The 14129-nt window shown below is 73.5% G+C and carries 16 protein-coding genes and 1 pseudogene; 5 read left to right on the forward strand and 12 right to left on the reverse strand.

What is annotated here, in order from left to right:
* Positions 1-26: 26 nt before the first annotated feature.
* Positions 27-287, forward strand: coding sequence for a hypothetical protein (locus tag NX794_RS16160; RefSeq protein ID WP_258779238.1), 261 nt, complete (start codon positions 27-29; stop codon positions 285-287).
* 50 nt (positions 288-337) lie between these two features.
* Here the strand turns inward: NX794_RS16160 and NX794_RS16165 are convergent, their stop codons facing one another.
* The 4 genes from NX794_RS16165 to NX794_RS16180 form a co-directional block, all read right to left on the reverse strand.
* On the reverse strand, positions 338-1237 hold the full coding sequence (locus tag NX794_RS16165; protein WP_258779239.1) for an amidohydrolase family protein: 900 nt from the start codon (positions 1235-1237) through the stop codon (positions 338-340).
* 143 nt (positions 1238-1380) lie between these two features.
* Positions 1381-2379: a pirin family protein gene (locus tag NX794_RS16170; RefSeq protein ID WP_258779240.1), complete on the reverse strand. Its 999-nt coding sequence runs from the start codon at positions 2377-2379 to the stop codon at positions 1381-1383.
* Between the two features lie 89 nt (positions 2380-2468).
* Complete coding sequence (locus NX794_RS16175; protein WP_258779241.1) at positions 2469-3701, reverse strand: polysaccharide deacetylase family protein; 1233 nt, start codon at positions 3699-3701, stop codon at positions 2469-2471.
* A 150-nt stretch (positions 3702-3851) separates the two neighbouring features.
* A complete protein-coding gene (locus NX794_RS16180; protein WP_258779242.1) occupies positions 3852-4733 on the reverse strand; it encodes a DMT family transporter in 882 nt (293 codons plus the stop codon).
* 186 nt (positions 4734-4919) lie between these two features.
* Here NX794_RS16180 and NX794_RS16185 point away from each other — a divergent pair, with 186 nt between their 5' ends.
* Complete coding sequence (locus NX794_RS16185; RefSeq protein WP_258779243.1) at positions 4920-5339, forward strand: CBS domain-containing protein; 420 nt, start codon at positions 4920-4922, stop codon at positions 5337-5339.
* 38 nt (positions 5340-5377) lie between these two features.
* On the opposite strand, the gene NX794_RS16190 is transcribed toward NX794_RS16185, so the two are convergent.
* From NX794_RS16190 to NX794_RS16220, 7 genes and pseudogenes are all read right to left on the reverse strand, one after another.
* The gene (locus NX794_RS16190; RefSeq protein ID WP_258779244.1) at positions 5378-7126 is read right to left on the reverse strand and encodes a carbohydrate binding domain-containing protein; all 1749 of its coding nucleotides are present in this window, start codon (positions 7124-7126) and stop codon (positions 5378-5380) included.
* A 240-nt stretch (positions 7127-7366) separates the two neighbouring features.
* Positions 7367-7894, reverse strand: coding sequence for a hypothetical protein (locus NX794_RS16195; RefSeq protein ID WP_258779298.1), 528 nt, complete (start codon positions 7892-7894; stop codon positions 7367-7369).
* A 36-nt stretch (positions 7895-7930) separates the two neighbouring features.
* Positions 7931-8554 (reverse strand): annotated as a pseudogene (locus NX794_RS16200) (hypothetical protein); the annotation flags it as partial.
* Between the two features lie 115 nt (positions 8555-8669).
* A complete protein-coding gene (locus tag NX794_RS16205; protein WP_258779245.1) occupies positions 8670-8942 on the reverse strand; it encodes a DUF4190 domain-containing protein in 273 nt (90 codons plus the stop codon).
* A 1-nt stretch (position 8943) separates the two neighbouring features.
* A complete protein-coding gene (locus NX794_RS16210) occupies positions 8944-9111 on the reverse strand; it encodes a hypothetical protein (protein WP_258779246.1) in 168 nt (55 codons plus the stop codon).
* A 114-nt stretch (positions 9112-9225) separates the two neighbouring features.
* The gene (locus NX794_RS16215; protein WP_258779247.1) at positions 9226-9507 is read right to left on the reverse strand and encodes a hypothetical protein; all 282 of its coding nucleotides are present in this window, start codon (positions 9505-9507) and stop codon (positions 9226-9228) included.
* A gap of 107 nt (positions 9508-9614) precedes the next feature.
* Positions 9615-10253: an FMN-dependent NADH-azoreductase gene (locus NX794_RS16220; protein WP_258779248.1), complete on the reverse strand. Its 639-nt coding sequence runs from the start codon at positions 10251-10253 to the stop codon at positions 9615-9617.
* 149 nt (positions 10254-10402) lie between these two features.
* Here NX794_RS16220 and NX794_RS16225 point away from each other — a divergent pair, with 149 nt between their 5' ends.
* Complete coding sequence (locus NX794_RS16225; protein WP_258779249.1) at positions 10403-10789, forward strand: winged helix-turn-helix transcriptional regulator; 387 nt, start codon at positions 10403-10405, stop codon at positions 10787-10789.
* Positions 10790-10804: 15 nt separating this feature from the next.
* Here the strand turns inward: NX794_RS16225 and NX794_RS16230 are convergent, their stop codons facing one another.
* Positions 10805-12283: a glutamate-cysteine ligase family protein gene (locus NX794_RS16230; protein ID WP_258779250.1), complete on the reverse strand. Its 1479-nt coding sequence runs from the start codon at positions 12281-12283 to the stop codon at positions 10805-10807.
* Between the two features lie 174 nt (positions 12284-12457).
* On the opposite strand from NX794_RS16230, the gene NX794_RS16235 reads away from it, so the two are divergent.
* Positions 12458-13093, forward strand: a complete 636-nt coding sequence (locus NX794_RS16235) for a helix-turn-helix transcriptional regulator (RefSeq protein WP_258779251.1) — start codon at positions 12458-12460, stop codon at positions 13091-13093.
* A gap of 68 nt (positions 13094-13161) precedes the next feature.
* Positions 13162-14124: a threo-3-hydroxy-L-aspartate ammonia-lyase gene (locus tag NX794_RS16240; protein ID WP_258779252.1), complete on the forward strand. Its 963-nt coding sequence runs from the start codon at positions 13162-13164 to the stop codon at positions 14122-14124.
* Positions 14125-14129: the final 5 nt, after the last annotated feature.

Genomic DNA, 14129 nt, shown 5'->3' on the forward strand with positions numbered 1-14129 from the left:
GTCCGGGCGCAGGCGAAGTCCCCCTGATGATCACCGAGTTCGGCGGTCTGTCGCTGCACGCCGACGCCGGGGACTTCTCCTACACCCGCACCGACTCCGACAAGCAGTACGCGGCACTGCTGGCCGACCTCTTCGCGGCGCTGCGCGCCAGCACGGTCGTGGCGGGCTTCTGCTACACCCAGTTCATGGACACCGCACAGGAGACCAACGGCCTGCTCTTCGCGGACGGTTCACCGAAGCTGCCGCTGGAGACCATCCGGCACATCGTCACCGGCGAGCCGGCCTGACACGACCGCGCGACCGGGGGCCGCCACTCGCCGAGCGGCGGCCCCCGGCCTCACAGGCCGAACAGCCCCGCCGCGTTGTCGTGGCACACCGCGCGCAGCCACTCCCGCCCCAGTCCGAGCCGTTCCAGGGCGTGCAGTTGGTGCACATAGGGATACGGCAGGTTGGGGAAGTCCGAGCCGAGCAGGACGCGGTCGCCGAGCGCGGCCAGCCGTGGCAGGGCCCGGCGCGGGAACGGCATGAACCCCTCGGCGAAGTCGGTGAAGGCCATCGTGGTGTCCAGCCGTACCTGCGGGTACCGTTCGGCGAGGTCCAGGAACTCCTCGTACTCGGGCATCCCCAGGTGCGCGACGATCAGCCGCAGCCGCGGGTGGCGGGCCAGCACCCGCGCGATCGGCTCCGGGCCGGTGTGCTCGCCGGGTGCGGGCCCGGAGCCGCAGTGGATCACCACGGGGACGCCGGCCTCGGCGAGCACATCCCAGGCCGGCCGCAGCAGTTCGTCCGCCGGGTCGTACGCGCCCACCTGCACATGTGCCTTGAACACCCGCGCGCCCGCCGCCACGGCCTCGCGCACATATGTCCCGACGTCCGGCTCGGGGTAGAGGGTGGCGGTGTGCAGGCAGTCGGGGGTGCGGCGGGCGAAGTCGGCCGCCCACCCGTTCAGCCGGCGGGCCATGCCGGGCTTGTGCGGGTAGAGCATCGCGGTGAACGCCCGGACCCCGAACTCCCTGAGCAGCGCGGTGCGTTCGGCCTCCTCCCGCCGGTAGGCGATGGGCCACTCAAGACCGCCGGTCAGCGGCCCCCGGGCGCCGAAGTACTCCCAGACCTTGCGCAGGACCCGCTCGGGCATGAAGTGCGTGTGGACGTCGACCAGTCCGGGAAGCCCGAGCCCGGCCCAGAACCGGCGGACCTCCCCGGCTTCCCCGTCCGACGGCACGTGGTGATCGTTCATGCCGCCCACCCTCGTCCGTGAGACGAGCCGGGGTCCACCCCCGTGCGCGGGGTGAGGCGGCCGTCACCCGGGTCGCTCCGTGCGACGCCTCCCGCCCCACTCTGGCCCGCGCTACCGCCCCGCCGGGCCGTCGGGGACCTGAGTCACCGCCCGGCGCGCCCCCGCGCCGCGCCCCGTGGCTTCAGCGGGGCGTTCGGGAGTTCCGGGGCCGGCAGCGGGGCGCCGTCGTAGCCCTCGACCTCGCCGAAGCGGGCTCCGTTCGCCCAGTCCGCGCGGGCCTGGACGACCTCCGCGTGGGAGCGGCACACGAAGTTCCACCACATGACGATCTCCTCGCCGAAGGGCGGGCCGCCGAGGAGTACGACGCGGGCGGTGTCGTCGGAGGTGTTGGCGAGGCTGAGGCTCTCGGCACCGTCCGGTACGTAGCCCAGCTCGGCCGGGCCGAGCCGGGTGCCGGCGGCGCGCACCTCGCCCCGGTCGACCAGCACGCCGTGCTCGAAGGCGGGGTCCACCGGCAGGCTCACCGTGGCGCGCGGGTCCAGGAGGAGTTCGGCGCCGAGCAGCGGGGTGAAGGTGCGCACGGGGGAGACGGCGCCGGCGAGGGAGCCCAGGAAGACGCGCAGGACGGCACCCCCGACCCGTACCGGCGGCGGGACGTGGTGCTGGAAGTCCCGTGCGGTGTCCCGGTGTTCGTCCGGCAGCGCCACCCACAGCTGCACGCCGTGCAGGACGGTGGTGCGGGGCGTGGACACCTCGGAGTGCGCGATGCCGTGTCCGCCGGTCATCAGGTTCAGCTCGCCGGGCCGTACGAGGGCGTGGCTGCCGAGGCTGTCGCGGTGCTCGATCTCCCCGCTGAACAGCCAGCTGACCGTCTGAAGCCCGGTGTGCGGGTGCGGGGCGACGACCATGCCGCCGCTGCGGGCGACGTCGTCGGGGCCGTAGTGGTCGGCGAAGCACCAGGCGCCGATCATGCTGCGGGAGCGCTGGGGGAGTGTGCGCCGCACGGTCATCGCGCGCGGGCCGCCGAGCGGTACGTCGCGGGGCGTGAGGATCTCGACGCGGGACGCCGGGCCCGGCGGGCCGTCCTCGACAGGAGTACCGCCGCACCGCAGTTCGGCAGGCCGTGTCTCGGTGTTGCTCACCGGAGCCCACCTCCCCTCCATGATAGTTCCAGATTCAACAACGTCGAGCATAGTGGCGCACCTCGCTCGGCGCACCCCCGGCTCCGAGCCTATGCGTGCCGCTCCTTCTCCGGTGGGCGGAGGAACTCCCGCCAGCCGCCGTCCGGCGCCTCCCCGACCTGGAGGGTGCGCAGCCGGGCGAGGAGGTCCGGGTCCTGGGCGTCGAGCCAGTCCACGAACTGCCGGAAGGAGACCAGGCGGACCTCCGGCCGGCCGGCGATCTGCTGCAGTGTCTCCTCGGCCGCGTCCATGTAGATACCGCCGTTCCACTCCTCGAAGTGGTTGCCGATGAACAGCGGCGCCCGGTTCGTCCGGTAGGCCCGCTCGAACCCGGCCAGATACGACTGGGTCGCCTGCGCCCGCCAGTACGGGTAGTTGTACGACGGTGCCCGCGTCGAGTTCCCCGACTGGTTGGCCAGCATGTTGTAGTCCATGGACAGCACCTCGAACTGCCGCCCGGGGAAAGGGATCTCCTGGAGCGGCAGGTCCCAGACACCCTGCCGCTTGCGGGGCCAGCGCTGTACCCCGCCGGGCGAGGAGGCGTCGTAGCGCCAGCCCAGCTCCCGGGCGACCGGCAGCAGGTTCTCCTGCCCCAGCAGGCACGGGGTGCGACCGCCGATCAGCTCCGTGCCGTAGTCGAAGGGCAGCGGTGGCAGGTCGCGCCAACCGGTGTGGGTGCGCCAGGACGTGACGAAGGTGCGGGCCTGCTCGATCTCCGAGCGCCACTCCGCCGGGCCCCAGTCGGCCACCGAGCCCGAGCCCGCGCAGAAGTGCCCGTTGAAGTGGGTGCCGATCTCGTGTCCGTCCAGCCAGGCCTGGCGGACGTGGGTGAGGGTCGACCTGAGGTGGGCGTCGGTCAGGTAGCCGATGTCGGAGGCGCCGACCGGGTTGTTGGGCGGCCGGTACAGCCGCTTCTTCGACTCCGGCAGCAGATACAGGCCGGACAGGAAGAACGTCATGTGCGCGCCGTGGGCGCGGGCCAGTTCCAGGAAGCGCGGGAACAGACCGGTGCCGACCTCGCCGGCGCCGTCCCAGGAGAACACCACGAACTGCGGTGGCGTCTCGCCCGGTTCGAGGGCGCGGGGCGGGTCCGGCTGGTTCGGCTGGGGGCCGGTGTGCGCCGTGGAACCGTCGCCGATCGGCCGGGGCGGCGCGGCCGGGACGCCCGGGGCGCCGGCGCGCGGCCGGTCCTCCCCGCCGCCCCGGCCCAGCGCGAGGGCGGCCGCCCCGATGCCGGCACCGAGACCCAGGCGTGCCATGTTCCGGCGGCTGATCCCACTCATCGGCCTCCCGCCCCGTGCCCCGCCGGGGCACGTCGTGCGCTGTTCGCTCGGGAACCTCTCCCGCCGGAACATTAGGGGCGATAAACATATGAACGGGATTATTTGTCACGGCGTGGCGAGCAAAGGAGAGGCCATGCCCCGCACGCGCCCTCAGGTGGACGCCCGCCGCTCCTCGGTCGGCACCGGCAGCACGACCAGGCGCTGTACGGCCCGGCTCAGGACGAGCACGCCCCCGATGATCAGCAGCGCCCCGCACGCCTCCGGCACCAGCCACCAGCCGGTGCGGACGCGCTCCCCGAACAGGACGATGCCCAGCGTCAGGCTCACCACCGCGTCGCCGATGGTCAGCGCGGGCTGCGCGGCGGCGAGCGGGCCGGCCTGGAGCGCGTTCTCCAGCAGCAGCACGGAGGCCACACCGGCGAGCGCGAAACCGTACGTCTGCCAGGACCGCAGGAACGCGGTGAAGCCCTCGTCGGCGAAGGTGCCGCTGGCCGACTTCAGCAGGGCGGCGGTGAGCGCGTTGCCCGTCGCCGAGGCCGCCGCCAGCAGCGCGGCGCGCCGGGCGGGGGAGTGGCGCCGCCCGGCCAGCAGCACCGCCGCGCCCATCGCGCCGACGCAGGCGCACAGCGCCGGGACCCAGCGCACCAGCGGCGCCTGGTCGGTCGCGCCGTGCGGGGCGGCGGCGACCAGCAGCACCGCGAGGCCGCCCACGCAACCGCCGACGCCCCACCAGCCGGAAGGGGGCAGCCGCCGGCGCATCAGCGGCGCGGCGACCAGCAGGGCGAAGGGCAGCTCCAGGATGAACAGCGGCTGCACCAGGGCGAGCGGGCCGTTGACCAGGGCCAGGCTCTGGAACAGCGCGGCACCGATCACGCCGGCCATGCCGATCATCCAGAACGGCCGGCGCACCAGCTCCGCGATCAGCCGGAGCCCGCCGCGGCTGCTCGCCGAGGCGGCCTTGCGCTGGAACGCGGTGCCCACGGCGTTGCTCGCCGCTCCCGCGACGGCGAAGACCGCGGCCAGTTCGATCACGCCCGTCTCCCAGCCTGCCGGCGGCGCCTCCCGGGGGAGGCACGTGCCCCTTCAGCGTACGGAAGGCGGCGCGGGCGCGCCGGATGCGACGCGTGGGGCGGACCGGCCGGTTCCGCAGGCGGGATCCGGCCGGATCGGGGGTACCAGCCGGACGAGGCCGGTGGGGCCGAGCACTGGGAGGGACGCATGTCTCAGGAGGTCCGCGAGATCATGACCAGCAATCCGGTCGCGGTGGCACCGGAGACGCCCGTCTGCGACGTCGCCGCCCGGATGCGCGACGAGGACATCGGGGTCGTCCTGGTCTGCGCCGGCGACCGGCTGCGCGGTCTGGTCACCGACCGGGACCTGACCGTGCGCATCCTCGCCGACTGCGGGGACGTCAGCGGGCGGACCGTCGCCGAGGCGTGCAGCAGCGAACTGGTGACCGTGGCCCCGGACGACGACGTGGACCGCGCCGTGCAGCTCATGCGCGGCAAGGCGCTGCGCCGGCTGCCGGTCGTGGAGGACGGCTGCGTGGTCGGGATCATCGCCCTCGGGGACGTGGCCATGGAGTACGACCCCGAGTCCACGCTGGGACAGATCAGCGCGGCCGGCCCCACCCGCTGAGCCGCGGACGGGACCGGCCGCGCGGCCGGGCGGCCCGGTCAGGAGACGCTCAGGTCGTCGGCGTACACCGCGCCCTGTCCATACCAGCCGTGCACGTACACGGTGACGGTGCCCGAGGCGCCGGTGGTGAACGGCACCGTCAGCTTCTGCCACGACGAGGGCGAGGCCCAGGCGCTGGCGGTCGCGCCGCCGCTGACGCCCAGGTAGGCGTACGACCCCTGCACCCAACCGCTCAGCGTGTAGGCGGTGTTGGGCTTCAGGGTGAGGGTCTGGGCGCACTGGCCGGTCCCCGAGGCGGACGGCGTGGTCTTCAGCGCGTGGCCGCCGCCGTGCGCGGGCGAGGTGACCACCGTGGCGCCACTGTCGCAGGTCCAGGGCGCGAGCGCGCCGGTCTCGAAGTCGCCGTTGGCCAGAGCGGAGCTGCCGGCCGGGCCGTTCACGGTCAGGGTGAAGGTGGAGCTGTGCCTGGTCGAGCCGGCCGTACCGGTGACGGTCAGCGGGTAGCTGCCCGGTGTGGTGGACGCGGCGGTCTTCACGGTCAGCGTGGCGGTGCCGCCGGCGGTGACCGAGGCGGGGCTCGCGGTGGCGGTCACTCCGGCGGGGGCGCCGCTCACCGTGAGGGCGACGCTCTGGGCGCTGCCCGAGGTCACCGACGTCTTCACGGTCGCCGTCGCCGAGCCGCCCGGGTCGACGGCGGCGGTGGCGGGGGAGAGGGACACGGCGAAGTCGTTGGCCGGCGGGGTCGTCGTACCGCCGGTGAAGGGCGCGAAGGTGTGGGTGAAGTACCAGGTGTCCTGGGCGATGCCCGAGCAGGTGTCGGAGGCGGCGCCGCCGGGGCAGCCGCCGTTGTCGCGCTGGAGCGCCCAGAAGGACAGGGTGTTGATGCCCTTGGCGACCGCCCAGTCGTAGACGGTGGCCGCGTCGGCGGTGGTGAAGGTCTCCGCCGGGCCGTAGTCGTCCACGCCGGGCATCTCGGTGACGCCGATCATGTTCCACAGCTGGGTGTCCGACAGGTCCGGGTACAGGCCGGCGAGCTGGTCGCGCAGTCCGCTCGCGGCCGTCTGGGTGTCGGTGGCCATGTGGTGGGTGGCGCCGTCGTAGTAGTCGAACGTCATGAGGTTGACGACGTCCACCTTGGCGCCCGCCTTCTTGGCGCTGCGCAGCACGGCGAGCCCGCTGTCGGCCAGACCCGTGGTCGTGGTCGGCAGGGTGTACGAGAACTGCACCGAGCGGCCATTGGCGGCGGCCCAGTCCTGGACCTTCTTGATGGCCTGGTTGCGGCGGTCGACGCCGGCGGAGTTGGTGAGGGAGTTGTCCTCGACGTCCATGTCGAGCCGCGAGACGTCGTAGGTGGTGATGATCTTCTCGTAGGCGGCGGCGATGGAGTCCACGCTGGTGCAGCTGTCGGCGATCTCCGTGCCGCCGTTGTCGGCCGCGTAGCCGCCGAGCGAGGGGATCACGTCACCGCCGCGCGAGCGGATCGTGGTGAAGTCGGAGCCGAAGACCGAGGCGTCCACCGGGGTGCTGGTCTCGCCGTTCCAGTAGGGCGTGCACGAGCCCTTCTTCTCCGTCTGGAGGAAGGCCATGGTCAGGTACTTGGCGCCGGAGGCCTGGGCGAGCGCGGCGGGGCTGTCGCCGTTGTAGGCCTCGAAGTAGGGCGCGAAGACGTGCGCGGGCAGCGGGGTCGCGGCGTGCGCGGTGCCCCCGATCCCCAGGGTGAGCCCCGCCGACGCGGCCAGGGTGGCCACTCCGGTGAGCAGGGCGCGGACGGATCTCGGACGTGTCATCGGGTACTCCCGGAAAGCGAACGACAGGCGGGTGGGGAGGGTGGTGCTGTCGCGCTGTGCGGCCCGGCCGGGGCGATTGGTCTAGGCCATGATTGGTCTGGACCAAACTGGGGTCAAGGTCCGGGACTCTCCTTTTGCCCGTTCATGGGGAAGCGCCGTGCCGAAGTCTCGTGGCGGAGGTCCATGGAAAAGCGGCCCGGCGAGGGAACGCCGGGCCGCTGTCGAGGAGGTGACGAGGTGTCAGGCGGGTGCCGCCTCCGTCGGGTGCAGCGTCGCCTCCGCCGCCCGCACCCGCCAGGACTCCACCGTCTCCAGCTGGCGGCGCGCCCGGTCGATGAGCCGGTCCAGCAGCCCGGCGTCCAGGCGGGACTCGCTGTCGGCGAGCCGGCGCAGCGTGGTCCAGCCCGCCGCCTTGCCCTCGATGCCCAGCCGCAGCGCCTCCAGCTCCAGCACGGTGCTGAGCGGGGAGCGCCGGACCAGGCGCCCGTTGCCCTTGAGGCGGGCCGCCTTCTCGGCCGCCCAGGCGCCCCACACCTTGTAGTGGCGCACCGGCACGTCCAGGTCCCGCATGATGCCGAGCAGCGCGGCGCGGTCCTCGGTGATCTCGGCGGCGACCGGTGCGAGGGCCCGGCCGAGGGCGGTGCCGCGCGTGACGGCGGCCAGGTGGTCGGCTCGCCGGGTGCCGGCGGTGGCACCGGCGAGATGGTCGTTGAGGTAGATGGAGAGCAGGCGCGCGCCGGGCGCGGCGGACGGTGTCGGACCGTTCATGACGGGCCTCCCGTGGGTCTCGGACGGGCGGGTCGGGGGTGGCGCGGCCACGGTCGTCGTGACCCGCACCAGGCCGGGGGTCCGGGGCGTGGAGCCGAAGCCGAACCGTACGGCGGGTTCGACCGGGGCGAGGGGGCCGAGGTCCCGCCCCTCGTGGACGGCGCTCGCCGCTGTGATCCGGTGCAGGTCGCGGGCGCCGTACCACTCGCGCCGGCCACCGCCCGCGGTGCCCCGCGTCCGGGTGCCGAGCAGTACCCGGGCGAGCGGGTCGGTCACCGCCGTCCACCAGGGGCGGGCGGCCAGCGCGCCGGGGACGGCCCGCAGCAGCAGGCCGGCCGGGCCTCGGCGGCCGACGGTGAGGCGCAGGTCGAGCAGTGCTCCGGCGGTGACCGTCCACCGGTTCCCGGCGACCCGGACCCGTACGGGCGTCACGCGCACCTCGTCGAAGCGGTAGGTGGCGGCGATGAAGTCCGCCGTCGCGCGGGTCGGCGCCAGCAGCAGCCGGTGCCCGTCGTCGCGTTCGAGCATCACGTCGCTGATCGGGCCGAACGGCGAGCGGGGCCAGTGCCCGAGCACCACGCGGGTGCCGGAGGCGGTGCCGATCCCGGCGATCCAGCCGTCGAAGCGCAGCCGGCCGGCACCCGGCAAGGTCGCGTTCACGTGGTGCGCGGCGCGGGGTCGGGCGGGCGCCGCTCGGGTCCGTTCGAGGCCACGGGCACCGACTCCCCCGGGGCGGCCCGCCGAAACCCGCCGGCCGGGGGAGTCCCCGGCGCGGTCAGCCCCACACCGACCAGGACGCCGTCCCGTCGGCGGAGGCCAGGACGGCGAGGACCACCAGGTCCGCGACGCCCAGGCCGAGGCCCAGGTAGGCGCGGAAGCGGCGCGGGGTGCCGCGGCGCAGGGCGATGACGGCCAGCGCGATGGCGAGGGGGCCGAGGACGAGATTGAGGACGAGCAGTCCGACGAGCCCGAGGACGAAGGAGGCCACGGCCATGCCCTCGGTGTCCCGCCGGCCCGTCCGGGCCGAGGGGGGTGCGGTCAGCCGCATGTCAGGCCCTCCCCGTCCGCTGCCGGCGGCGGCGCCGCTCGCGTCCCGTGAAGACGAGCAGCCACGCGGCGATGAGCGCCCCGAGCACCAGCGTCACCGGCAGCGGGAGGTAGGCGGCCGAACCCACGACGAGGCCCAGCAGGAGCAGGGCGGCGACCAGGAAGAGCACGACTACCTCCCCACCGCGGTGAAGTCGGGCACGGACGGCGGGTGTTGCGGCGGTTTCCTCATGGTGTTCATGACATCGCGGTTTCCCGCCGTCGCCCGGCTCACGCCGACGCGATCAGGTCGCGCGCGTGCCGCCGCCGCGCCGGATACGGCCCAGCAGGTCCCGGTGGTAGGCGGCGAGCCGGCCGGCCGGCACCGGCGCGGGACTGCCGGCGAGCGTGTACCAGGTGTCGCTCCCGGAGTGCTGGACGGCGACCCGCACACTGCGGCCGTCGGCCTGGAGGATGGTCGCGACGGTGAGGTCACCGGTGAGGACGCCGGCCTCGTCGGTCAGCGCGCCGCCGGGACCGGCCATGACCCGGTCGACGTACCTGTCGATGCTGGGAGGGTTGTTCATGGGCGCAGATTTGCATCAACCCGCCCGCCACGCCCCGCACCGCGCAGGTGTCGCCGTGCGCGTCGCCGGGTCGGCCCACGGGGCGGAGTGTCGCCGTGGGCCGGGGTTCAGGCCGCCAGGCGCTTCGCCCGCGCCGCCGCCTGTTCGAAGGCCCGGTCGCGGGAGGCTTCGAACAGCGGGACCAGCTCGCTCATCGCCGGGTTGTGCGGGGCCATCGTCAGCTCCGGGACGATGAACTCCAGCTCCATGCCGAGGGCGTCGGCGAGAACGGCCTTGAGGTAGTTCTGCACGTACTCGAACGGCTCGCGCGGGGTGCCCGGCGCGTAGGAGCCGCCCCGGCTGGCGACGACGGTCACCGGGATGCCCTTGACGGAGGGGTTCTCGCCCGCGGTGCGGCCCATCAGGATCACGTTGTCCAGCCAGGCCTTCAGGGTCGACGGGATCGAGAAGTTGTACATCGGGGCGCCGATCAGCACCGCGTCGGCCTGCTCCAGTTCCTCGATCAGGCGGAGCCGCTCGGCGAAGGCGGCGGCCTGCCCGGGCGTGTGGCCGGCCGGGTCGGCGAAGCCGGCGGTGTGCGCGTCGGCGGTGATGTGCGGGACGGGCCGGGCGGCCAGGTCGTGGTGGACGACCGTGCCGTCCGGGTGCTGCTCCAGCCAGTGCGAGCGGAAGGCCGCCGCCACGGCGCGCGAGGCGGATGCCTCGACCGGGAGTACGGAGGAGTCGATGTGCAGCAGGGTGGCCATGCGTGTCTCCGGAAAGGGGTGAGGGGTCGGCAAAAGGCAGGGGGCAGCCCCGTACGGTCCGGACGGGACTGCTCTTTCGTACTCGACTATTGCTATCACAGGGACTTACTTTTTTTCACCCCCCTACCTCGGGGTAGTACCCTGCTCCCATGGCGGCGGAACGGAACCACGGCAGCGCGACGTGCAAACGAGTGGACGACGGCATCACCCGCGTCTTCCACCTGCTCGGGAAGCGCTGGAGCGGCCCGATCGTGTCCGTCCTGGTGGGCCAGCCCGCCCACTTCGCCGACCTGCGCCGCGCCGTCCCCGGCATCAGCGAGCGCATGCTCTCCGACCGCCTCGCCGAACTCGGCGCCGCCGGCCTCGTCGTGCGCGAGGTCGACGAGGGCCCGCCCCTGCGCGTCTGCTACCGGCTCACCGAGTCCGGCTCGGCCCTGGAACCGGCCCTCAGGGAACTCGCGGAATGGGCCGAGGCCCACCTGCCGGACGCCGGCCCGTGCACCGGGGTGGGCCGGCCGGACGACACCGCCCGGTAGCGGGTCCGGGGCCGGTCAGTCCACCGGCCAGGTGTGGACCGGGGCGTTGAGGTGCATGTAGTCGATGTACAGCTCGGTCATGCGGCGCAGTGCCTCGTGGCGGCCGATGGGAGCGGTGGCCTCCAGGCGGTGCACCATCTCCTTCTGCCACACCGCGCCGTTGCGCGCCGTCACACACCGCTGCTCGATGATCCCGAGCAGCGGCTCCCGCCACGCGTCGTCCATGCCCGAGTGCTCCAGGCCCCGGTGCGCGAGCGGCAGCAGCCGGCGCAGCACCAGTTCCGGCACCGGCACCTCGCCCGCCCCCGGCCAGTACAGGGGCGCCTCGATGCCGTAGCGCGCGGCGGTGTGCAGGTTGTCCGCGGCGGCGGCGAAGGACATCCGCGACCACACCGGCCGGTCCTCCTCCACCAGCGCCCGGGTCAGCCCGTAGTAGAAGGCGCCGTTGGCGAGGGTGTCCGCGACGGTCGGGCCGGCGGGCAGCACCCGGTTCTCCACCCGGATGTGCGGCACGCCCCGTGACACCGCGTACACCGGACGGTTCCAGCGGTAGATCGTGCCGTTGTGCAGCGTCAGTTCGCCCAGCTCGGGCACGTCCCCGCGGTCCAGCGTCCGTGCCGGATCCTCCTCGTCGCACAGCGGCAGCAGGGCGGGGAAGTAGCGCAGGTTCTCCTCGAACAGGTCGAAGACGCTGTTGATCCAGCGTTCCCCGAACCACACCCGGGGCCGCACCCCCTGCACCTTGATCTCCTCGGGGCGGGTGTCGGTGGCCTGCTCGAACAGCGGGATCCGGGTCTCGTGCCACAGCTCCTTGCCGAACAGGAAGGGCGCGTTCGCGGCCAGCGCCACCTGCACGCCCGCGATCGCCTGCGCCGCGTTCCAGTACGGCGCGAACTCGTCGGGGGAGACCTGGAGATGGAACTGCGTGCTGGTGCAGGCGGCCTCCGGGGTGATGGTGTCCGCGTAGGCGCGCAGCCGGTCGACCCCGTCCACCTCCAGCCGCAGGTCCTCCCTGCGGGCGGCGAACACCTGGTCGTTGAGCAGCCGGTAGCGGGGGTTCTCCGACAGGGCGTCCTCGCCGATGTCGTCCTGCCGCAGCGTGGGCAGGATGCCGACCGTGATCAGCCGGGCGCCGACCGAACGGGCCCGCCCGTCGGCGTGGTTGAGCGCGGCCCGGATCTCCGACTCCCAGGCGTCCGGGCCGCCCGCCGTCAGCCGCCTCGGCGGCACGTTGATCTCCAGGTTGAACCGGCCCAGCTCGGTGGACCAGGCCGGATCGGAGATCGCCTCCAGCACGTCGGCGTTGCGCATCGCGGGCTCGGCGTCGTCGTCGACCAGGTTGAGCTCTATCTCCAGGCCGACCTGGGGCCGCTCCGACTCGAACCGTGCCTCGCGCAGCATCTGCGCCAGCGCGTCCAGGCACTCCTGCATCTTGACCCGGTACCGGCGGCGGTCCTCGCGGGTGAAGACGAGCGCCGGGACGTCCCGTCCCATCGGCCCTCCCAGATTCCCCTCGTCGGACACCTCTCCCACCAGCGTCGCACCAACGCGCGCACCGCACGAGCCGGGCGGAGCCGGGCGCCGGGCGGACCGGAACTCCTGGACAAGGCGCCCACGCCCTGCTTAGTCTTCCAGTCCAGATCTGGAAAAACCGTCCAAGGGGGCAGGGTGAGCGAGACCGTCGACGCCGACGAACACCTGCTCCGGGAGACCGAGAAGATCGCCGTCGCGCTCGGCCGGATGTTCCCGGGGCTGTGCGAGGTCGTGCTGCACGACCTGCGGGACCCGGAGCACGCGATCCGCGCGATCGAGAACAACCTGTCGGGGCGGCGGACCGGTGACGCGGCCACCGAGCTGGGGCTCGCCCGGATCGCCGATCCCGAGTACCCCGGCGTGATCCAGAACTACCCCAACCGGTTCCCGGACGGCCGCCCGGCCAAGAGCACGTCCATCGGCATCAGGAACCAGGCCGGGGAGTACGTCGCGGCCCTCTGCCTCAACCTCGACATCTCCGTGCTGTCCCCCGTCACCCTGGCCCTGTCGCACCTCGTCGCCACCGAGGCCGGGGACCCCGACCGGCCCCTGGAGACGCTGCGCGCCCGCACCACCCGTGAACTGCGCCGCACGGTCGAGGAGTTGGCCGCCAGGCGCGCCGCCACACCCCGCTCGCTGAGCCGCGACGACAAGAAGGCGCTCGTCCGGCAGCTGCACCGCGACGGCTACTTCGACTCGCGGGACGCCGCCCAGACCATCGCCGACCTGCTCGGCGTGTCCCGGGCGACGGTCTACAACTACGCCAAGTGACAAGCCCGCCGGCACCGCGGGACCGAGAACCCGTGCAACCCGTGAAACCCTCGAAAGGGGACGCCACCATGGCCGCCGACCTGCCCGTGACCCTCGACGACGTCCGCGCGGCGGCCGAACGCCTCAAAGGCGTCGCCCACCGCACCCCCGTCCTCACCTCCCGCACCCTCGACGAGCGCGTCGGCGCCCACGTGTTCGTCAAATGCGAGAACTTCCAGCGCGTCGGCGCCTTCAAGACGCGCGGCGCCTACAACGCCGCCGCCCAGCTCACCCCGGAGCAGCTGGCCCGGGGCATCGCCGCCTACTCCTCCGGCAACCACGCCCAGGCCGTCGCCCTCGCCGCGCGGGAACTCGGCACCCGTGCCGTCATCCTGATGCCGGAGGACGTCCCGCGCTCCAAGCTGGAGGCCACCCGGGAGTACGGCGCCGAGGTCGTCACCTACGACCGCTACACCCAGGACCGCACCGCGCTCGGCGAGGCGCTGGCCCGGGACCGCGGCCTGGCGCTGATCCCGCCGTACGACCACCCGCACGTCGTCGCCGGGCAGGGCACCGCCGCTCTCGAACTCCTGGAGGAGGCAGGCGCGTTGGACGCCCTGGTCGTCCCGGTGGGCGGTGGCGGGCTGATCGCGGGCAGTGCCGTCGCGGCCAAGGGGCTGCGCCCGGACATCCGGATCGTCGGCGTCGAACCGGAGGCGGGCGACGACACCAAACGCTCCCTGGAGAGCGGGGCGCGCGTCACCGTGCCGGTCCCGCGCACCATCGCCGACGGCCAGGCGGCGGAGATCCCCGGCGCGCTCACCTTCGGCATCAACCGGCACCTGGTCGACGCCGTCACGCTGGTGAGTGACGCGCAGATCGTCGACGCCATGCGCTTCGCCTTCGAGCGTCTGAAGATCGTCCTCGAACCGAGCGGTGCCACCGGTCTGGCCGCGCTCCTCGCCGGCCGGCTCGAACTGCCGCCCCGCGTGGGCGTCATCGCCTCCGGCGGCAACATCGACACTCGGCGGTTCGCCGAGATCGTCGGCTGACGGCG

The organism is Streptomyces pyxinicus (assembly GCF_024753135.1).
GTDB classification, from domain to species: Bacteria; Actinomycetota; Actinomycetes; order Streptomycetales; family Streptomycetaceae; genus Streptomyces; species Streptomyces pyxinicus.